This is a genomic window from Vibrio salinus (genome assembly GCF_021272385.1).
Classification (GTDB): domain Bacteria; phylum Pseudomonadota; class Gammaproteobacteria; order Enterobacterales; family Vibrionaceae; genus Vibrio; species Vibrio salinus.
In genome coordinates this window covers 985,818-1,004,639 of sequence record NZ_JAJSDZ010000010.1, presented here as the reverse complement: position 1 = coordinate 1,004,639, position 18,822 = coordinate 985,818, and the positions used below count along the sequence as shown (strand labels likewise).

General features: G+C 45.1%; 22 protein-coding genes. All 22 read right to left on the bottom strand.

All coding sequences use genetic code 11. The annotated features are described in order from the left end of the window. Nucleotides 1-232: 232 nt before the first annotated feature. Nucleotides 233-1,657 (bottom strand): hypothetical protein, encoded by a 1,425-nt coding sequence (locus LRQ06_RS18200; RefSeq protein WP_232768462.1) that lies wholly within the window; start codon nt 1,655-1,657, stop codon nt 233-235. An 11-nt stretch (nt 1,658-1,668) separates the two neighbouring features. After that, complete coding sequence (locus LRQ06_RS18195; RefSeq protein WP_232768461.1) at nt 1,669-1,905, bottom strand: bacteriocin; 237 nt, start codon at nt 1,903-1,905, stop codon at nt 1,669-1,671. A gap of 9 nt (nt 1,906-1,914) precedes the next feature. Then, entirely contained in the window at nt 1,915-2,283 is a 369-nt protein-coding gene (locus LRQ06_RS18190; protein ID WP_232768460.1) for a hypothetical protein, read from the bottom strand. After that, the gene (locus tag LRQ06_RS18185) at nt 2,283-2,957 is read right to left on the bottom strand and encodes a hypothetical protein (protein WP_232768459.1); all 675 of its coding nucleotides are present in this window, start codon (nt 2,955-2,957) and stop codon (nt 2,283-2,285) included. Before LRQ06_RS18185 ends, LRQ06_RS18190 begins: the two co-directional genes overlap by 1 nt. An 8-nt stretch (nt 2,958-2,965) precedes the next feature. Further along, on the bottom strand, nt 2,966-3,364 hold the full coding sequence (locus LRQ06_RS18180; RefSeq protein WP_232768458.1) for a hypothetical protein: 399 nt from the start codon (nt 3,362-3,364) through the stop codon (nt 2,966-2,968). Continuing rightward, entirely contained in the window at nt 3,364-4,920 is a 1,557-nt protein-coding gene (locus LRQ06_RS18175; RefSeq protein ID WP_232768457.1) for a phage tail tip fiber protein, read from the bottom strand. Before LRQ06_RS18175 ends, LRQ06_RS18180 begins: the two co-directional genes overlap by 1 nt. Beyond that, nucleotides 4,921-6,525, bottom strand: a complete 1,605-nt coding sequence (locus LRQ06_RS18170) for a hypothetical protein (RefSeq protein WP_232768456.1) — start codon at nt 6,523-6,525, stop codon at nt 4,921-4,923. A 9-nt stretch (nt 6,526-6,534) separates the two neighbouring features. After that, a complete protein-coding gene (locus LRQ06_RS18165) occupies nt 6,535-6,786 on the bottom strand; it encodes a hypothetical protein (RefSeq protein WP_232768455.1) in 252 nt (83 codons plus the stop codon). Nucleotides 6,787-6,790: 4 nt separating this feature from the next. Then, complete coding sequence (locus LRQ06_RS18160) at nt 6,791-7,465, bottom strand: hypothetical protein (RefSeq protein WP_232768454.1); 675 nt, start codon at nt 7,463-7,465, stop codon at nt 6,791-6,793. Nucleotides 7,466-7,467: 2 nt separating this feature from the next. After that, complete coding sequence (locus LRQ06_RS18155) at nt 7,468-7,797, bottom strand: hypothetical protein (RefSeq protein WP_232768453.1); 330 nt, start codon at nt 7,795-7,797, stop codon at nt 7,468-7,470. 12 nt (nt 7,798-7,809) lie between these two features. Next, the gene (locus LRQ06_RS18150; protein ID WP_232768452.1) at nt 7,810-8,442 is read right to left on the bottom strand and encodes a phage adaptor protein; all 633 of its coding nucleotides are present in this window, start codon (nt 8,440-8,442) and stop codon (nt 7,810-7,812) included. After that, nucleotides 8,443-9,033 (bottom strand): hypothetical protein, encoded by a 591-nt coding sequence (locus LRQ06_RS18145; RefSeq protein ID WP_232768451.1) that lies wholly within the window; start codon nt 9,031-9,033, stop codon nt 8,443-8,445. Between the two features lie 3 nt (nt 9,034-9,036). After that, on the bottom strand, nt 9,037-9,507 hold the full coding sequence (locus tag LRQ06_RS18140; RefSeq protein ID WP_232768450.1) for a hypothetical protein: 471 nt from the start codon (nt 9,505-9,507) through the stop codon (nt 9,037-9,039). Between the two features lie 66 nt (nt 9,508-9,573). Continuing rightward, nucleotides 9,574-9,951: a hypothetical protein gene (locus tag LRQ06_RS18135; protein WP_232768449.1), complete on the bottom strand. Its 378-nt coding sequence runs from the start codon at nt 9,949-9,951 to the stop codon at nt 9,574-9,576. Nucleotides 9,952-9,997: 46 nt separating this feature from the next. Beyond that, nucleotides 9,998-11,215 (bottom strand): N4-gp56 family major capsid protein, encoded by a 1,218-nt coding sequence (locus LRQ06_RS18130; RefSeq protein ID WP_232768448.1) that lies wholly within the window; start codon nt 11,213-11,215, stop codon nt 9,998-10,000. Nucleotides 11,216-11,284: 69 nt separating this feature from the next. Beyond that, nucleotides 11,285-12,289, bottom strand: coding sequence for a hypothetical protein (locus LRQ06_RS18125; protein WP_232768447.1), 1,005 nt, complete (start codon nt 12,287-12,289; stop codon nt 11,285-11,287). A gap of 111 nt (nt 12,290-12,400) precedes the next feature. Next, on the bottom strand, nt 12,401-14,470 hold the full coding sequence (locus LRQ06_RS18120; RefSeq protein WP_232768446.1) for a portal protein: 2,070 nt from the start codon (nt 14,468-14,470) through the stop codon (nt 12,401-12,403). Next, nucleotides 14,470-16,134, bottom strand: a complete 1,665-nt coding sequence (locus tag LRQ06_RS18115) for a terminase large subunit (protein ID WP_232768445.1) — start codon at nt 16,132-16,134, stop codon at nt 14,470-14,472. The genes LRQ06_RS18120 and LRQ06_RS18115 overlap by 1 nt, the downstream gene beginning before the upstream one ends. A 34-nt stretch (nt 16,135-16,168) precedes the next feature. Beyond that, nucleotides 16,169-17,770: a hypothetical protein gene (locus LRQ06_RS18110; RefSeq protein ID WP_232768444.1), complete on the bottom strand. Its 1,602-nt coding sequence runs from the start codon at nt 17,768-17,770 to the stop codon at nt 16,169-16,171. Between the two features lie 2 nt (nt 17,771-17,772). Continuing rightward, a complete protein-coding gene (locus LRQ06_RS18105) occupies nt 17,773-18,063 on the bottom strand; it encodes a hypothetical protein (protein ID WP_232768443.1) in 291 nt (96 codons plus the stop codon). A gap of 224 nt (nt 18,064-18,287) precedes the next feature. After that, nucleotides 18,288-18,527 carry a hypothetical protein gene (locus tag LRQ06_RS18100; protein ID WP_232768442.1) on the bottom strand — a complete coding sequence of 80 codons (240 nt, stop codon included), beginning with the start codon at nt 18,525-18,527 and terminating at the stop codon, nt 18,288-18,290. Between the two features lie 78 nt (nt 18,528-18,605). Next, entirely contained in the window at nt 18,606-18,821 is a 216-nt protein-coding gene (locus LRQ06_RS18095; protein WP_232768441.1) for a hypothetical protein, read from the bottom strand. Nucleotide 18,822: the final 1 nt, after the last annotated feature.

Genomic DNA, 18,822 nt, shown 5'->3' with positions numbered 1-18,822 from the left:
GAAGAACAGAAACCAAATCATGATGAATTTCCAGGTTGGTAATTTTCTACTCATAGTTAGAAACTCCAAAATTAGTTTGATATAATTAGTCATAAGTCCTCGTTATCCTTGTAACGTTGGAAACAGAAAACCCCGAAGTGTTAGGCGCACTTCGGGGTTTTTGTTTGGTTGAATTTTAGTTAATAGAAAAGGGAGTCCTGTTTCACGGTTCCCTTACATTAATGGGCGTAGATTACTGAACAGGAATATCGCTGTATGTTGGATTACCTTTAGAATCACGGGTTATCATTGCGTTATTATCGATGATTTCCTGAGCTCGTTTCTCGTCCTCCTGACGTTTCAAGTGCTCGCTGTAATCTGCATACTCATCATTAAGTTGTTTAGCAGACATAGCCTCAACATTTTCACCCTGGCTCTGTAAAAAATCAGCAAACTTAATCTTGTTTGGATCACCATTGGCCCACGCTGGAACGCTTGTTCCCGGTTGTGATTCTACTTCTGAGGTCTTACCCTGTATTTCACCCGAATATAAACGTTTCAGGTTATTTTTCGCTTCTTCGGCTGTCCGGTTAATCTGTTCAACCTGTGTTTTATAGCCTTCTTCACCCAATGAAGCATCAAGCTTACCAATTGCCTGCAACCGCTCTTTTTCAATCTCAGCTGCTTTATCCCGGTATGCCGCCTGATTTTTAGCATCGGCTTGATCTGGTTTAAAGATGGACTTATATGCTTGCGATTTAGAGGCCTGACGCCACATTCCTAATTGAGAGGTAATATCACGCATTGCAGACGCTAAAGGGATCACTTTTACACCGTCATTCTGATCAGTACTTCTGCTATTGCTGATTGGTTTTGGAATCCATTTCCCATCACCGTAGTTAACCAGCGTTGTTAGTACAACTCCGGGCTGATCACCTGGCTGATTAGGATCGATGTCCTTAGCTAAGTGAACCCCGCCCAGTTTCGCATCTTTAATTTTTTTACCTGTTATCGGATCGATCTGACCAATAACACCTCTTACCTGATTTTTATACATCACACCCAAAGCTGAAACGAATTCCGGATCGTTCATGGCGTCTTTATTTTTGATAATCTGTGGTAACTTTTCCTGCAATGTCGTAAATGCGTCATTGATATCCTTTTCCATATAACGCCTTGGGTCGTAAGCACTGCCTTTGATGTATTTATTATTGAAGACTTCGGGGACTTCTTCTGATTTTCCCCACTCTTTCCACCCGGACTGAATCAATGGTAAGTTTTGCTGAATTTCGTTCGCTTTTTTAGCCTGCTCCATCTGATACTTAGAATTGTCAGCACTTGCTTTTGCTGATTCGATCTGAGCATTCCGTAAATTCGCGTTTTGTTCGGCTTGCTTTTTGGCAAGTTCCCGGTCTTCCTGATAAGTACCCCCAGTTCGCTTACCATCTTCACTGACAGTGCCATATTTCCGGTCATAGTCCTCATCGGCTCTTTTGGCTTCTATATCTCGAAGACTCATTTGCTGCTCCATTGATGCCTGACGCAAAGCGTTATTTTCTCTCTGCATCTCCATGCGTTCGTCAGTTAACTTGTTCTGACGTTCCCGGGAGTAATGGCGATCCATTAAATCATAACCGCGCAAAGCACCATCCATAAAACCGCGTGTATCTAATCCCATTACGGATACCTCTAAAATAGTTCACCAATAACGTAACCGGCACCTGCACCAGCGAGCGCACCCCATGGACCAAAAGAGGCACCGATAGCAGCGCCACTCCCAACAGAGCTCATGGTCTGCTGCTTTTCAGCCTGCTTAAGCTGCTCATTATTATTTTCACGCTGGGTTTCTCTAACCGCAGCATCCCTCAGTCCTTTCATGGCACTTCTTTTGGTATCGCCAGCAAGACTCAATAAACTGTATGACATGACTGTCTCCTAACTTGAGGAAGAAGTTGCGGCGGATTTAAGGGCATAGCCTGCCCCGGAAAGAACCCCCATAGAACGCTCTTTCTCATAATCACGCAGGTTGTTTTTCGTCGCGGCATTGGATAAAGCAAGCTTTGCTTTCTGACTGGAATCGACTGTACCACTCAAACCATAACGCCCCATTTTTGCCGATTCGGATTCCTGCGCCGCATCAAGAGAACTCGCGGCATTTTCATCCGCCCGGTCAAGCTGCTCATTTAACAGCTCACCAGATTGCGTTTTCTCTAAAAGCTGCTTTTGAACCGGGTAAAACCGGTTATACCAATCGTTATATTGTTGTCTGGTCAATGACGCATAAGTATCAGAAGCTACCCCCATTATCGCCCTCCAAAGTATGTGTTTGATTGTGGGTTATATTCTTTATTGGATGAAAGTGAATATGAGCTGTAGCCATCTGAGCCATAACTTGAAAGTCCGGTGCCGCTTGATTTCAAAGAATTCTGGTAACTACTCAGGCCTGCCCCGGCAACCGCTCCCGCAAGCTGCTGATTAGACGCTCTCTTGTTAAAATCGTCCTGCGCATCACTTGCGGCCTTGCTCGCACTCATATTGGCCACATCACTTAATCCAGATAAGGCGTCTCCTTTCTCACCCATCCCCATTGCCGTTACGTCCTGTAATCCGGCAATGTATTTATCCTGCTCAGACGACTGAGCCCGGTCTACTGTGTCCGCCTGATTCTCTGCCTGATCGGTAACAGTATCGGCCATATTTTCCTGAAACTTCCCGCTGTTCGGGTTTATTCCCGATGCCGCCATATTGTCAGCCAGTTGATCTCTTGTATCGCTGTAAGCTGAGTTGTAATTCACATCCACATCAGACTTAGCGTTAGCCATATTAGAATCACTGTTATAATTCCCGACACGCTCAATAAAGTTATCCTCATACTGGGATAGCTCATTGGTGTAGAGATTCCATTCTTTCTGAGCGACATCTGCTGCCGCCTTTTCATACGATGTTTCTTTCTGCTCGCTGCTACCGCCGCCGCCCATATATCACCTCAAAACCGTTTAACCCAATGTTGAATTCTGTTATTGCCGCTGTCCTTAGAAAAACCTTTACGGATAAGAAATCTTTCCAGCTTCTTAACTACGGTATAGAGCTCAACCCCAACAGCCCCGATATCACCGGCAAGATGAAAAATATCGTTCATATAGCAGGGAAGCGCCGTGGTTCCCCATGAGTACGCAAACATGATATTTACCCATGATGAGCCATCCTTGACTATCGGCTGAAGGACAATAAAACCACCGTCACACAGAAATAAAAAAGCCCTGTCATCTAACAGGGCCATATCCACTTCATCCGCAAAATTATGCTTATTTTTTTCATCCGTACGCCTAAGAACCGGAAGCACTCGCAACCGGTGTTTCTGATAACTCGCAAACGCAAACCTCATTACCAAATCCCTAATTTAACCCTTAGAACACCATTAGCCACAACCTGCAACAAACCGTCTTCAATAAGTAAATACGTGCTGCTATCTCCGGACTTCAGGTACAGGGTTTTCGTCCTAATTAACCCGTTGGTATCAATGTGAGTGGCATAGCCACTAAAATCACCAGAGCCGAACCCCGCCTCGGCCCCTTTGATGGTTCCGCCAGTGATCACCGGTGAGCTAATTTCCGCCCCGGCACTAACCTTATCTGCGGTAATGTCCTGCGCTTCAAGCGTTTCCACGACCGCATCCTGAATAAACGCCTTGGGGATTGTGACTGCACCGTTATTGACTGCAAGCAGTGGAGTCAGAGAATCTTCAGTGTTCGGGTCAAAGACGAAGACCTGACTTGCTGAGATAGCCACCTGACTGGTTCCATCGTCGGCTGCAAGAATGCCAATCCCTGCCGTGATGTTTCCTGCGGTCGCTTTCTCGGCCCACATGGATTTGAATGCCTGACTTCCATCATCGTTTATTGTGGCTACCGTCTGCGATAATGTTTCAAGACTGCTTTTGTTATCACCGATTGATGATTCAAGTTCGGTAAACTTTGTCGAACTAGCACTTTTGTTATCGGTTACTGTTTTAGACAACGATTCGATACTGCTCTTATTCGCGCCAATGGATGACGTCAGAGAATCAATACGGGTCGCTGTTGATGACTCATTATCAGTGACCGTTTTTGACAACGATTCAATACTGCTCTTATTCGTGCCAATGGATGAAGTCAGAGAATCAATACGTGTCGCTGTTGATGACTCATTATCAGTGACCGTTTTTGACAACGATTCAACGCTACTTTGATTCTTTTCGACCGATGAGGAAAGATCCGACAGGCTATCACTTAAATTTTGGTCGGCTTCCTGAAGCGTACTTTTTTGCTCGTTAATCTTTTGCGTTAACGACTGCTCGGTGCCTGACAGGTTACTATTGAGCGTTTTTATTAGCTCTGAATTTTCAAGCTGAGTGCCAAGATCATCAACAATATCTGAAATATCGTCATTAGTTTTCCCCAGGGTTCCCAACGTTGCATTGTATGGACCTGCTTTATCTGCCGTATTGATGTGACGGATCCAGTAGTAATACTGGCTGCCGGTTGCGACCATATCACCAAACACCGTTGCAGGTGTCGTCGCAATTAAGACCGCATCAGAAAACGTTTCACCAGTTGCCCGCCATATTTCAGTATGAGAATGTCCGTTATACGTTGGCGCATCCCACTTGATGGAAATAGAACTAAATGCGCCTGAAACTTCTAAGCCGGTTGGTACTGTTGGGGTATCAATCGCCTGATTGCTGCTATTACCTGAAGAGCCAGAGCTAACCGAAGTCTGGGTAAACTTCTGAATGGTGTAAGTCCCGGTACCACTCTTTTTTATTTGAGTTATACCGGACGATGCCAAATCCCGAAGCGTAACGGCTCGGTCTAATTGATTCCCCCTCTGCCCGGTAAGCAGCTCAATGTTTTCCTGTACAGCCTGATTATCTCTTCCCGCCCGGAATGCCGTTTTTGCCATTTAAACCAGCTCCTGCATATTACTGCCGACCAGTATCCGATCCACGCCAGATGTACCGGTTATTTTTACTTTCCATCTGGCTGCTCTCACTGCCGGAAGACGAAAAGACTGATTGGTCAGGCTACCCTCTGCAATGGTGATAATGTCGCTGTTATCCGCAATGATAGTCACACTCAACTTTTCAGGCTCATCAGCATGTATCCGGGCGGATGACAGCGAAGTATTAATGGTCAGAAGAAATTCTTTACTCTGCCATTCAAAGGCGTTGAGCTCGTCGCCTTTTCGCCATTCATAGACTGTTTTTCCATCAGCGATATAAAGCCGGTCACTTTCCAGATCATTAAACGAGCATTGCCACTGGTCGCTGATGTAGACAATATCTTGTGATGTCGGATCGAATATAAAAGCGTTGCCTTCGGCCTGAGCCACATATTTACCTTCAACGGCAACAGCTTTGATGCTTTCCGGTTTTAACGCCTGCCACTGCACTCTTGTGATAAGTTGGTCTGTCGCATTGACTGCCCCGTCACTGCTTACCACTATCAGACCATCCGGAGAGGCATAAAATACCATGCCATTAAGAACCACCATGGACTGGGCGCTCACACAGGCTTGCTCAACATTCAGCTTCGTTCCGGTAATCGAACCCGGACTCACACCACTAAACAGATAGGGATATCCTTTAGTCGCTGCTACTAATGAATTACCGATCGAGGCAATACTGACAATCTCATGTTCTGTGGTTAACCGGTAAGAAGAAGGCCATGCATACGGAAGATACGCTTCGGAAAACATCACTTCGTTACCGGCAAATCCTGCCGCAATGCCGTTTGCCATCATGCAAAGCCCTGACATATCTGAATCAGGTACATCGTAATCATAAGTTTCAAGAGTGGCGCCGGACACATTCTTTTCAGAATCGATATACTCTTCCTGCGAAATAGGCAGCTCCGCAACCAGGATATAGTCGCTTTCACTGGATGAAGTAACAGATCGGTAAAGACGGGTATGAGTAATGTTGTGTGTATTAGCGCCTGGCTGCACTAAATCAATGGTGACCGTTGAACCCGGCTTTTCGATAACAACGGTATCTGATGGGTCGCCCGGAGCCCCTTCTTCACCAAACCGGGTCACATACGTTTGAATGTAAACCCTGTCTTCATCGTCATAACTGTCCAGCTCGCCCTCTTCCGGATCATCTCCCGTCGAAGTATCGATGTTAGTCACAACCGGTGCTGATTCTGGAGCAGGCACACCAAGATCGTAAGATGCTGCCGGACCATAACCATTGCTGCCTAACGCAATATCCTGAGCGGTCACTTTGGGCTTATCTTCCCCGGTCCAGTAAATACGGTCGTAAGGATCCTGGGCGATTGGGCTTTTTATGGCATCCGTCAGAACATTCCAGTACAGCCATTTATCATTGTATTTAAAAATGGTGGTCGGCTCTTCCGGCATCGAAAAAGACAACAAGTTTGTGTTAGTCGGTGCAATAACACCCCGATCAAATTGGCAATCTTTGGCGATTGTCGCGGATTCATTAGAAAGCAAATGAGGTTTAAGAAGTGGCGTTTCGCCCTTCATAAGAGGAATATCGATTAGCATAATAACAACTCAAATTTGGGGAAAGTGATGAATAAATGCCTTGGTATCACTATCATCGGTGTTGGCGAGGTTCCAGTTCGACTGGCCACTTAAGAGAATATTAAGGTTTTCCTGACTGAGCGCCTCTGGCTCAAAATAATGCCCAACGAGACCTTTTTCTTTGTCCGTCAGTTTCACCAGCGTTTTCTTTGTCTCTGTGTCAACCAGAAACGTGTGAACCATCCCGTTCTCGAGTTGATTTGTGTATTTAACCAGTTTCATTGTACTAATAGCCTGTCACATCGATGATTGCGATTTTGCATTCCTTGCCGGAATACGAATAAGAGGGGTAACTCTGGCCGCTGCTGTACGTTTCATTGGATTGTGATGAGTAATATTCCACATTACTTGTCTGAATCCCACCGCTCACATAGTTAACACCACTGGTGACACCGATGTATAAATGAAAGATGATATTGGGTCCCATCACCGCCGTATACGCACTTGTCAATGTCCCTGATGAAGAGATGATGACCGCCGCATAGATCCTTGACGTATCAAAGGTAAAAGAAGACAGTCCCGTTTTTATGCCAACGATGTTAAGCGGCAACTGCACCGAGTTATAAACACACTCCCCGGCGGCGTTGTAGACTTCCAGTCCGGCCCCCGAATCTTCGGGCGTTGGATTATTTTTAAAAATATAAACGGTAAAGGCTCTTGCTGCTGTTCCATTAGTTCCGAGCCGGATAACGGTACTGCTTCTGAAAATCAAAAAAACCGGCACACCAGAGCGGATGGCGATGATTTCACCAGAGCTGACAGAAATATCCACATAGCGATATTTGCTTTGCACGTTAACAGAGGTTGTCACGGTTAACTTGCGGCTTAAAACAAAGCTCTTGTAGACACCATCAATTAAGTAATTCCCGCTGTCATTGAAAGCCTGAAAATACCCTGACACGCTCAATACACTCCGACAAAAAAAGTGACGGCAGGCAACGTATAAGGCGCACTCCCCTTTGAATTTCTGGACCATGAAACGGTCGTACCTGAAAACGTACACTTAGGAACAAAGATAGCATTGACGACCTGAGTCCCTAAAAACACTCCGGTTGTTCCTCCTGATACCTGAGGGATAACGAAAGGGATACCCTGATCTAACCCCACAACCGTCACCGCCCCTGATACAGAATTAGCAGGGACAGTAAAAGAACCTATTTGCCGACCAATCAACGAAGAGGTATCAAGTATCTTTAACCCACTAGAAGTAAAAACCTGTAATCCCGCTGGCAATTTATCGACTCCTTATCTCAGTGGTATTTCTTTAGGCGGTGTACTTACTTGCTGATCTGCCTGGACCTTCCCGGTTAATGAAAGCGTAAAAGCCTGATAATGAGAGTTCGCTTTTTCCAGTTCTGTCGAATCCTGACCATCCTTGGAATAAGCCCGATACATCATAAAATCGAATACCATAACTTCGTAAATTTGCTTTAACGGGAAATCATCTGCGATATCGAGAGCGCTTATTTCTTCTGAAAAATCATACTCAATGTTTGCCGACTTATTGGGAGATGGATAAATAAAAAAAGCCGTATCTTCTTTATGATTTCTTGTCCATCGTTCAGGGTATTCATCGGTCTTTTTTCGCCAGTTAGGTAAAATCGCATTCAATTCTTCCAAATCAATGTACGCCAGCGAATAACCATCAAAATGATTTACATTGAGTAGCTTATACGCAGATTCCGGGAGTGAAATTTTATATTCTCCGGCAGCAACGTTTTGCTCAATAGTTTTTCTTGTTAAGTCTGGTCGAATAAGAAGTATGGACGAAATAGCATCATTAAAATAACTTAAATGATCCGACTTTGACCAACGTACAAAATTTTCATCGATGAGCTCCCGGGCTACCCGGTTAATCAAATCTGATACTTTAGTCATTTAGAAAAAACTCCGGTTTCTTTTTCTTGGTGAAAAAGGTTGATGAGGGAATGAATTCAAACGCCAGCGTTTTACCTTACGCATCCCTTCAATGTACTCACGCTCATAGTATTGATGAAGATCCCCATTTTCATGACCGGCTACGGTGTAAAGCTTTGACGCCGCCCCATAACAGATAAATTCAGCATACTGGTTGTAGAGAGATTCTGGCAGTTCGTTAACAGCTCGTTCAGGCTTGACAGACGCCATTATCGATATACTGCGGTACGCCTTTTCAATCGCAATGCTTCCTTTGTCCGGCATGGTGTAATCACTGCTTTCATACAGGGTTTCTTCATCACCCGTTACCAGCACAACATTGGCAAATTCCATCTTGTCCTGACGGTTACCAGACGCCGCCCACAGACTTGGAATATCAAACGTCTGAACGTCACTTTCTGAGCTGACCGTTTCAGTGATGATAAAAATATTTGTATCTTCACAAAACCGCCGGGCGGCTTTAACAACTTCCCGCTTCATGATTTCATTCATGATATTAGGGATCATTGTTCTTAATTCCGGTAAGAACTGATTAACGGATACCATGTCCAAGGATTAATCCTCCACTGGCTCAGAAGGCATTTCCCGAAGGAAGTCACGAATTTTTACTTTGTATTCCTGTGCGCTTTCCTGTGAATCTTTCGTCGGAGCGTTCTCAATGTCTCCACTTTCCAGCAATGTTTTGATTTTTGAAATGGTCATTTTGTTAAGGTCGTATTCTTTCCCGCCAACGGTAACCGTCATATCACGCGCCAGCTTTTCTGCTTCCAGAGCCGCTTCCTGTTCTTTCGCCTTCGCTTCGGCTTCCGCCATTTTTTCAGCCTGATTTTTTTTGAAATCTTCAAGCTGTGATTCCTCTATAAATACATCGGGAAATTTCAGAAGATTTGCGGCCATTGGCTCAGGAACTGGTACCGGATGATATTGCCGGAAAGTCTGACGATTTACCGTCTTGAATTTTTTGGGTCCAATATAAACAATCGAAACATTTCCATTATTTGCCCCCACATAATCGAAATTTGGCATATAAACTCCTTAAACAAAAAAAGGCGTTAAACAACGCCCTTATTAATAGGTTAATTTGTGAATGGATTAATAACCGGTAGCGAGGTATTCAGGGTTTACATTTAGTGTACCCGTCGCTGCTGCGCCTCTAATGGTTACGGTTATAATTGATTTTTCTTCTGTGTAGTGGTCACATGCAATTGTCTGACTGTATTCCCCGGACAGGTCAAGGTCGGACGCAAGCGTCGTATCACCGATTCTGATATCAGCGACTACATTATCCCCTAATCCCGACGTTGAAATACGCAGAGCCTGAATATCAATCCCAACAGGAATTTCAACCATTTCCACAACATCATTAATTGCTGCCGCTGCGAGCGTTACTTGTGTTTTTGCTAATGATAAATTACCGTGAGTTCCGACATAAATAGCATCATGCATGGACGGCGCTTTAATTTTTGCCATTGTCTTTTTACTCCGAAATAAGGCGGACAATGCCGCCAGTTATGACTTAATTAGCGACACTGATTGCAGTATCAAGAACCATGACGCCATGATCATTAACCCGGCCTGATTTATCAGCCAACCGGATTTTTTTCATGCCCTTCATCCAGGCAATCGTAATTTCTTTGCGGTTTCCGGCGTCCGCTGGTTCCTCATGGATAGAGAATTGCTGGCCGTTCTGAGTTTTACCCCATGCTGACGCCAGTGCCTGACCACCAACAAGGAACGCCCGGTCAATACGAGCGGCGGCGGTGACCTCACCGATAGTGGCCGTATTATCATTAGCACAGACTTTAACAGTAGCACCAGTATCAAACCGGATAGGCATACCACCGTATTTGCGAACCAGAATATTACCCCACATGGCCGTTTCGCCCCGGAAGACAGGATGATTGAATCCACGGCTGCGTGACATAGCGTTGGCGGTGATCTGCTGCCAATCCTTGTATGTTGTGGTCTGCTTCCAGTCATTCCACTGACGAGGGGTGACATTAAGCAGATAAAACGGTTCGTTACCGGCATCCATGTCTTCTTTGTAGCGAATTGGCTGGATAGGATTTGCCATTTCTTCAATAGCAAGACCAAGGTCATCAACCTTTTCCAGAGTGAATAAATCCGAAGAATCAAGAGCTTCAAATTTAGTCGCATCACCACCAAAGAAGTGACGGTCATAGGTCGGTGGCAAAACATCATTGACCATGAGTTCCGCATATTCATCATGGTTAGCAAGAGGCAGGATGGTATCGGAAGCCATATAGCCGCCGCGAGCTCCACAGAAATGCACCGTTGCGATTTGGTCATCTAAATCGTTGAAATACGTTCCAAGCATGGTTCTTGCTGTTTTCTGCAAGTCATGAACAGTACGCTGTTGTGACATTTTTCCACCGGCATCCACCTGATGACGTCCCTGATCAATGCTCAGTTCAAAACTTGACAAGTCCAGTGATTCACCGCGACCAGCAATTTTACGATCGCCCATCGTTGGCCGTTTTGATAATTTGTGAACAACCTGCATATCCACCGTATCACCCGCTGATTTTTGCAAATCCGTTAAGCGGACAATAGGCGCGTGTTCAGAAGTTTGCCGGTTAAGGCGCTTGTCTTTCATGGCCGCTTTCGGCGCCGCTTCTGTCATCATATTGACAAGCGAGCGATTTCGGCTTGTAGCAGTAAGGAGCGCAACCTGCTGGATCTTACGCGCCTGTGCTTTCGTAATTGTTGTCATTAAAATTCTCCAAACAAAAAAAGCCCGGCACAATGGCCGGGCTCCGTTAGAGGCGTCTACACGCCGTTATTAAATACCCAATTCAGCAAGTGCGGCTTCGACCTGATCGTCGCTCATTCCTGAGAATAAACTTTCGATTTCACCTGCATTTCCGGAAGCAATAATTTCTTCTCTGGTTTTCTGGTGTCCGGCAGTCTGCCCCACTTCTGACGGTGAGACCGGAAGAGAATCTTCGAGCTTTTCCTCTTCCTGCTTAGCTTTTGACTGAACGGATTTTGCCTTGTCGTCCGATGCTAAGGCGGATTGCCCTTTCACTACTTCAACCACTTTGGCAAACCGTTCAGTTAGTGGCTTGTTGCGCCACTCAGGATCTTTCATTAGCTGGTCATCGACCTGGAGTGCTTTTTCCCATTGTTCTCCGCCAGCCTTTTGCCAGGCACTGAGATCGCTATTCTCCGCAATGGCATCACCAACGGGATTTGACGGCTCTTGTTGTACTTCTGGCTGTTTTACACCTGCTGATTCGAACTTATCAACTTTGGCGCTTAGGTAGCGAATTACCTGACCGATGTCCGGATAGTCTTCTGCAAGACTCTCTAACTGTTCCTCTGTCAGTTTTAGGTTTTCAGGTAAGTCTTTCGGCTCAACCCCCATGCCTTCAAGTTGCTTATTACGTATTTCGAGTAACCGTTTGTCCTGCTCATATTCAGATTGCTGAGCTTTGAGCTCTTCAAGCTGTTTTTGCAGTTCTTTATTGGCTTCTCTTTCCCGCTCTAAGACATCGAAAGGAATGGTGTTTTCACCATCTTTTGCCAGTATTACCGGCTCTGACGGTTTGCCTTCATCCTCTGCTGATCCTTCTCCATCCGAAGACGCCGAACCTTCGGGATTATCGACTGCTGGATTTTCATCAGTTTTGGTTTCTACCTGTTGCACTGCTGGATTATTTTCTGGGTCAATTTCTGATTTATCATCAACCACCTGAAGATCGTCACCTTCAAGATTTGCCAGTAATTCTTCCAGTTCTTCCGGAGATTCTTCTCCGGTAAGATTGTCTAAGTCTTCTATACCCACTTTGAATATCTCCTGTTATGTAGACGTGTCGCTGTCTGTGCGCTCGATGCCTCTCTTAGAAAGGCATCTGACTCACTGACGGCTTACTCCAAAATTTATATACGTTGTTTCTTATAGGGCTATGGCATCAATCTGATTCTGTAAGCTCTGCTCAAACTGGGTACGCATTACCCCCATTTCCTGAGTTAGCTGCTCCATCTGTTTCAAAATCATGGCGGTCTCGGCCTGAGTCTTCGCGTCATCATATTGCTGACCGTTAGCATCCGCTTTAACCCGCTCAGCTTCCCCTTCTAATTTGGCAACTTTTGCGGCCATTTCCCGCATGGCCAGTTGCATCTGCTCTTGTTCCTGCTGCGCTTTGGCCTGTGCTGCCTGTTGCTCTTCCGGTGTCATATCATCCGGATCTTTCGGAATGTTCAGAGAACTGCGGACCCTTTCCATGAATTCTTGTTTATTCGGAATATCCGATAATTCAACGACCAGATCGATAACAGCGGCCTGAACCTGTGGTGGCAATTGAGCGGAAAGTTTCAGCATCCTGTCGGCTAACTGTGCTTTATAAGTTGCGGTTTGTTGGATAGGTGCCAGAGCAATATGAGCCCGTAACCGGCTGATATCATTACTCAGCCCTTCTTCTGTTTCCTCATTTATGGTGATTGTCTTACGTTTGTATTTTTCTTTTCTGTTTATGACAATCGTTTTATTTCTATGGGCCTTCATATCTTCAAGAATGTAGCCAAGAAGCAATTCACCAACGAGCTGACAGCCTAACCGGTAATTATCATTAATCTCGGCCAGAGTCGTCGCGCCCTGCTCAACGAGGTTTGCTATTGCAACGCCGGAATCCGCGCCGCCTTCCTGACCTAAGAAAGCCGAATAGATCCCCATTGTGTCCTGAATCAGTTTCATGGACTCCTGCATCACCGTAAATTGCTGAGCGGCAACATTAAAATCCTGCTGAACCTGTATGGCTTCAGAGATAGTTTTCTTATTTCTTCTGTCCGGATTTAAGGGGATATAACCATCTGGCCGTTCTACTTCTTCAATCAGCTGATCACGGCTAAGGTTCGTGGCATCTTCATCAGCAATGATGCGTTTTGCCTGTAGCAGCCAGGTTAATTTAATCCGGCGCAGGTTTACTTCGTTCTGTGCGGGGATAGCTCTTGCAATCAGTCCGTAGGGCGAACCATCCGACACTTTGCGATAACCAAAAAATGGGACAACGGGGTACATTCCATGCGGCGCGTCACATTCTCTTTCACCTAAATGATATGGGCCGGCGAACCACGTTTCCGTGATGTAACTAATCTGAGCCTGTGCAAGGTTTGCTTTCCCTAAAGCAAGGGCCACCTGATGGGGCACTGATTCATTTTTATATTCAATGATGCGGCCATTCTGGAACTTTAATACATTGATTATTTTATATTTTCTTAAATAAACGATTTGAAGCTTTATCCGTCGTCTGTCTTTGCTAAGATACTCGATTTCTTTTTCAGACCATGCCCGGTGAGCTTCCCAGGCATTCATTAAATCCGGATCGCCACCTTCCACTATATCGGTATTCACAAACCCATCAAAATCATTAACAGCCCAGTCAATTATGTTGACCTTCTTGCTAAACATGGATTTCAGCTCATCTATATCAATCCAGCGGTCACGTATCACCCACTTACAATCTGACCAGTCTTTCTCTCTGGCAAACCAGTCCCAGTAAATCTCGTCACGGGGAATGTTTTTAATTTTGTATTTTGAACCAAAGGGATTAGGATTTCGGTAGACTTCAACGAATCCAACACCTGATTTTATCTGGTTTGCGTAGGCATCTGACCGGGCAGAATCCAGACGCCCTAATCTTGCCGCATCAGAAAATTCACTGTTAACGGCCTCGGCTAACATTTCCATCTCATCGTCTGGATCGTCAGACTCAACTAACAAATCGGTACGGGTCTTTGCTTCCATACCTAATACACCATCAATAGCCGGCGCGATAAGGTTGTGCATCGTCAATGGCTGGCCACGATCATTCAGAACGGCAACCACCTCTGAACTGAGTTGGTCACCATCGTAATAGGCATCAGCGGCTCTCGCTGATGTCCGCCAATCTGGTTGAGCATCGATATCAGAAATCCGGTCAAGTAGATCTTCGCAATTAAATTTTTTCTTCTTGAGTTCAGTCATCATTAACGTGTCATCCAGTGTCGTTTTTCACGGGGCTTGTCTTCTTTCTTAATGCGTACTGGCATTCTTGCTCGCATTTCCTGTGCAATCATGTAGCTCATCAGTTGATCATCAAAGCATCCTTCCTGAGCGTTCATGCTGCCTTTCTTGTCGTAAACATACGTGTGTATCTCGCTTGCGGTTCCAACCCAGCGGACACCTGAAATACCATTTTTAAGCAGGGTCTTAAATCCTTCGGTAAGAATGGGTTTGGAATGTCTGGTTGTCAGCCAGCCAAGTTTCACCGTCTCGTCTTCATCTTCCCGATCAATATACTGCTCTGCATAAATGCGGTTACCTGGATAAATGTCTTTGAGTTTGAGAATGAACGCATGACCATGGTTATTTCGCTCCGGCCCGATGTAAGCCTTGTTGTACCATTTCCCGATGTGAGCGGTTAAATGTGCCAATAGTTCTACGTCGATATGACCGAACCAGTGAGCAACCTGTTCGCCGGTTGATTTCTTCACGATGTCAATACTTGACCGGTCACCATGCTCCAACCCTTCAGCAATATCAACGCCGATAGCATAATCCTCATCGTCATCCGGCAATTCCCAGACAAGCAGCATGTTATGAAGCGTTCTTTGTCCCTGCTCATCCAGTTTATCCGGCTTAGACATTTTGGTTTTAGCGCCGGTAATGGGCTCTATGTCATACACAATTAAGGGTGCTTCACATTCCGATTCCGCATTCATCGCATCAATGGCGTTAAATACCCGTCGACCCGAAACAAGAAAGGCTTCCAATGGTGTTGAGGGGAATTCCTGTTTCATCTCTTCCCCCTGATCCGCTTCTTTGAGCACATACCATTGCTTCTGCTCGTCCGAAAGCGTCATGTCCATAGCTTTCTCAACCGCCTCAAAATATTCCTTCTGCAGCTTACTGAGTATCAATCCTCGATTAGGAACCGGTGCGCGATACTTTGGATCCTGCCACCAAGCAAAGAAGTGAAACTTCCATTCAAGCTTTGCTAACTCTGCCTGGCTCCGTGACAGCTCCATTGATCGCATGGACATACTGTGAAAATCACCGCCGACACCTTCTGCAGTAGACTCAATGAAAGCAATACATCCTTCATGAATCGCATTAAGCGTACCGGTACGCACTTCCTTTGCTTTCTCCGGGTATTTGGCGCATATCTTTCCATGCTCAGAGATATGTAACCGTTGAACCGTCCCGGAACGAAACGAAGTAGCAACCTGAATGCTCGAACCATGCTCAAAAAAAATCGCGCCTCCGGTTGAACCTGAACGACGCGACTTAATATTGAATTTTGTTTTTAGCCAGGGCGGCAAATTATCAAAGGGGATCTCTATCTTGGTCCTGAATATCTCCCCGGCCGCATTCTTATCCTGGGCAATGATCCCACACTTCAAATTCTCATTGAACAGCGCCTCATCAAGCAGGTAAATATCAATGGCGGTAGAGAATCCCAACTGCCGGGCTTTTAGAATGATGTTGAGATACCACATCATCTGAAACAGTAGCTTTTGCGCTGGCCTTAAACGAAAACGAACAAGTTCCCCCTGCTCGTTCTCTATCATGTACAGATTATCCAGTCGCCACCACTTATCAGACAATCTGGACTCAATATACGCGATACCATCCAATTCATTATCAGTCATAAGTAAAGCCCTGCCTTTCGCAGAGCGGTTGATATTATTGAATTATTTTAGATTTGATTTCTTCTGCCATTCCTTTCTGTCCTGAGCTGTACCCAAAGCTGTTTAAATGGGTACCGTCTGTAGTGGCATTAAGAAATTTCCAGATAGAGGTTTCGCTTAAAGGATATTCGAGCTCATAGGTAGGATTTGGGTCCACATATTCATCGGTGGACATGATATAAAGATTTTCCCTTATGAGCTCATTCACCCGGCCCCGTCTTGAGCTTTTATCGCCCCATCCATTGCGAGGTGTCTGGTTTTCTACTGTGGCCCAATCATCCGTTGAATTCGTTTTCGGGTTACAGACCATCTGGTAAACGGGAACGCCTACCGCTTCTTTTATTTGATGATTTACCTGTACTGCAAATTGGAAGTCCAGATAACACCGCCTTACCTCTGAGCTTAGAGTATTACCATCATCATCTTTAAGTGAGCCAAGGTATTGCCAGGTACAACTACCGTCAACGACAACCGGATGCTCTCCATTTTCAATATCACCTAATGATTCAGGCTGACTGCTCGCTGTTGTCCCAGGACGAATACAAATCCATACCCGGTTATCAAAGGTTTTTGTATCAAGATATTCGTAAGCTGTACTACTGCTTCTGCCAGACAGTGTGTCCGTATCGGCTGAGATATCATTACTGATGTTTGAGTTGATAACGTGAGTCGGATTGGCAAGTTGTAGTAGCTGTTTCCGATACTTCCAGTTTTCCGGATCACGTAGATACTTATTGCCATCGGAGCCCTTTGAAAAATTCACATATGACCATCCGAGTTCTTCATCAAGCGGCCTTTCAAAGAATCCGGAGTTACCCAAAAGACTCCCGCGAGAATCACCGTATTCAAGAGAGCCGGCAGTACCTTCACCGACGCCGTATGATGAAGATGAACCAATATCAACAACGAACGGGTTAGCACTGTCTGTGTAGATAAGTAAGAAACACGGAGCGAACCACGTTGTTTCACCGGTTTGCACTTTGGTAAATGCCGGTATTTCAGAGGCACTTCTTGCTAAATCATTTTCAATATTGCCAGTGTCATTCTGAATCACCCCTTCATAACGCTGAAGGTGACTTGATCCTTTCTTAGTGTACGGCAATGCGTTTGAATCACTGTTCGGAGCCTCAACGGTTGTCCACAACCCGAAATCCTGATCCGGCTCTATATATCCATTTAAATCCAAAACATCCGAGATAATATAACCCGTCTCCGGGGCTGATTCGTTTAGATATTTAGCAACCTCATCGCCACCAAACTTAAACATAATGCGGGGACTAATCCCGGTTAATGACTCTTTAAATTTCGATTCAATACCGACCTGAAAGTTTAAATCATTAGCAATGTCCGTATCCTTTATCGGATTGCCAGTTAAATAAAACGTCGGAATAACTGCTCTCACTTTTCTAAATCGCACTTTAGAGTGATGGCGGGTTCTGCAGGTTCTTGAATGAGTGGATGTGCCTCCGTTAAATCCCTGAATAGCAAGCGTCATTCCCTGTCCCATTCCCCGCCAATCCTTTTCCGTTTTTCTTAACGCATTGGCGACCTGCTTTGCGGTCATGTTGTTTGTCAAATGCCGTAAATTGTAAATCATAACTAACCCTTGCTCATTAATCCCGTATGACTCATTGATTGAATATCTGAAACGATATCTGAAATTGGCGTATCATCGCCTTTACCTTTGTTCTGTAGTTCATCGGCTTCAAGGCCAAGTTTTCGGGAAGCATTTATAATACGTTTGGTATCAGCCACAATCTTGTGCTCACTGACACCATCAATACGTAAGTTAGAAAGTGTTCTGGTAATGGATTCAATGCGCCCGGTAAGAACATCCATTCGCATCTCTGTTTTCTGGTACTGCTCATAGAGTTTTATCTTCTCTTCCATCGCGGTAGCATCAACGATGTCATCAGTAAGACGATTTAAGAACTCTATACCGGATTGAAGCCTGGCCCTTGTCAGTGCAAGTTCATCTTCGAGTGTTGCAAGTTCACTGAATTCAAAAAGTGTTTGTTTCTCTTCCGGGAAGAACCTCGAATAGATTCCGCTTGTTCTTCCGAACTGATTACCTTCCTGAAACTGATTTTCGGGATCTGGATTTCCACTGTTCCCTACAGCAACCTGATTACCTCTTTTGAACCATCCCCGGTCATCTCTTCCACCGGAATTTCCACCGCTATCAAACTGCGCAGTTTGCGCATTTCCTCCAAGTTTTTGCGCACTTTCACCTTCACTTTTTTGCGCATTACTTCCAATTTTTGCGCATTTTTTCTGCGCACTTTGTTCACCCTCATCCCTTTCCCCACAGCCATCGTGCGCACATTTCTGCGCAAATTCTGCGTGATCTTCATCGGTGTTCCGTTTCTCGGTGTTTGCTGGTGGCAGGGAGGCGTTGGTGTTGTTGGGTTGAGAGGAATTATCCGAATTAATTACTTTTGATTTTCTTGATGTTGATTTCTGCGCATTCTTCTTATTTTGCGCAGTTTTTTTTTTACATTTTGCGCAGTTTTGCGCACTTTTATATATCTTCGTGCAGTCTGATAATTTAGCCCCTTAGCTTCACACCAGTCTTTTGGTGATATTCCAGACTTTGCAGTATCATTTTCAAACTGACTCTGTAGTGCGTTCCAGTCGTTTTTTGCCATA

Bases quoted from the DNA above. Each gene is read 5' to 3' on its own strand.
- LRQ06_RS18185 (WP_232768459.1), bottom strand. From the start codon at position 2,957: ATGGGCGGCGGCGGTAGCAGCGAGCAGAAAGAAACATCGTATGAAAAG.
- LRQ06_RS18135 (WP_232768449.1), bottom strand. From the start codon at position 9,951: ATGGCAAAAATTAAAGCGCCGTCCATGCATGATGCTATTTATGTCGGA.
- LRQ06_RS18150 (WP_232768452.1), bottom strand. From the start codon at position 8,442: ATGACTAAAGTATCAGATTTGATTAACCGGGTAGCCCGGGAGCTCATC.
- LRQ06_RS18200 (WP_232768462.1), bottom strand. From the start codon at position 1,657: ATGGGATTAGATACACGCGGTTTTATGGATGGTGCTTTGCGCGGTTAT.
- LRQ06_RS18165 (WP_232768455.1), bottom strand. From the start codon at position 6,786: ATGAAACTGGTTAAATACACAAATCAACTCGAGAACGGGATGGTTCAC.
- LRQ06_RS18100 (WP_232768442.1), bottom strand. From the start codon at position 18,527: ATGAAGATCACGCAGAATTTGCGCAGAAATGTGCGCACGATGGCTGTG.
- LRQ06_RS18175 (WP_232768457.1), bottom strand. From the start codon at position 4,920: ATGGCAAAAACGGCATTCCGGGCGGGAAGAGATAATCAGGCTGTACAG.
- LRQ06_RS18195 (WP_232768461.1), bottom strand. From the start codon at position 1,905: ATGTCATACAGTTTATTGAGTCTTGCTGGCGATACCAAAAGAAGTGCC.
- LRQ06_RS18140 (WP_232768450.1), bottom strand. From the start codon at position 9,507: ATGCCAAATTTCGATTATGTGGGGGCAAATAATGGAAATGTTTCGATT.
- LRQ06_RS18095 (WP_232768441.1), bottom strand. From the start codon at position 18,821: ATGGCAAAAAACGACTGGAACGCACTACAGAGTCAGTTTGAAAATGAT.
- LRQ06_RS18105 (WP_232768443.1), bottom strand. From the start codon at position 18,063: ATGGAAGAGAAGATAAAACTCTATGAGCAGTACCAGAAAACAGAGATG.
- LRQ06_RS18110 (WP_232768444.1), bottom strand. From the start codon at position 17,770: ATGATTTACAATTTACGGCATTTGACAAACAACATGACCGCAAAGCAG.
- LRQ06_RS18130 (WP_232768448.1), bottom strand. From the start codon at position 11,215: ATGACAACAATTACGAAAGCACAGGCGCGTAAGATCCAGCAGGTTGCG.
- LRQ06_RS18170 (WP_232768456.1), bottom strand. From the start codon at position 6,525: ATGCTAATCGATATTCCTCTTATGAAGGGCGAAACGCCACTTCTTAAA.
- LRQ06_RS18180 (WP_232768458.1), bottom strand. From the start codon at position 3,364: ATGAGGTTTGCGTTTGCGAGTTATCAGAAACACCGGTTGCGAGTGCTT.
- LRQ06_RS18120 (WP_232768446.1), bottom strand. From the start codon at position 14,470: ATGATGACTGAACTCAAGAAGAAAAAATTTAATTGCGAAGATCTACTT.
- LRQ06_RS18115 (WP_232768445.1), bottom strand. From the start codon at position 16,134: ATGACTGATAATGAATTGGATGGTATCGCGTATATTGAGTCCAGATTG.
- LRQ06_RS18190 (WP_232768460.1), bottom strand. From the start codon at position 2,283: ATGGGGGTAGCTTCTGATACTTATGCGTCATTGACCAGACAACAATAT.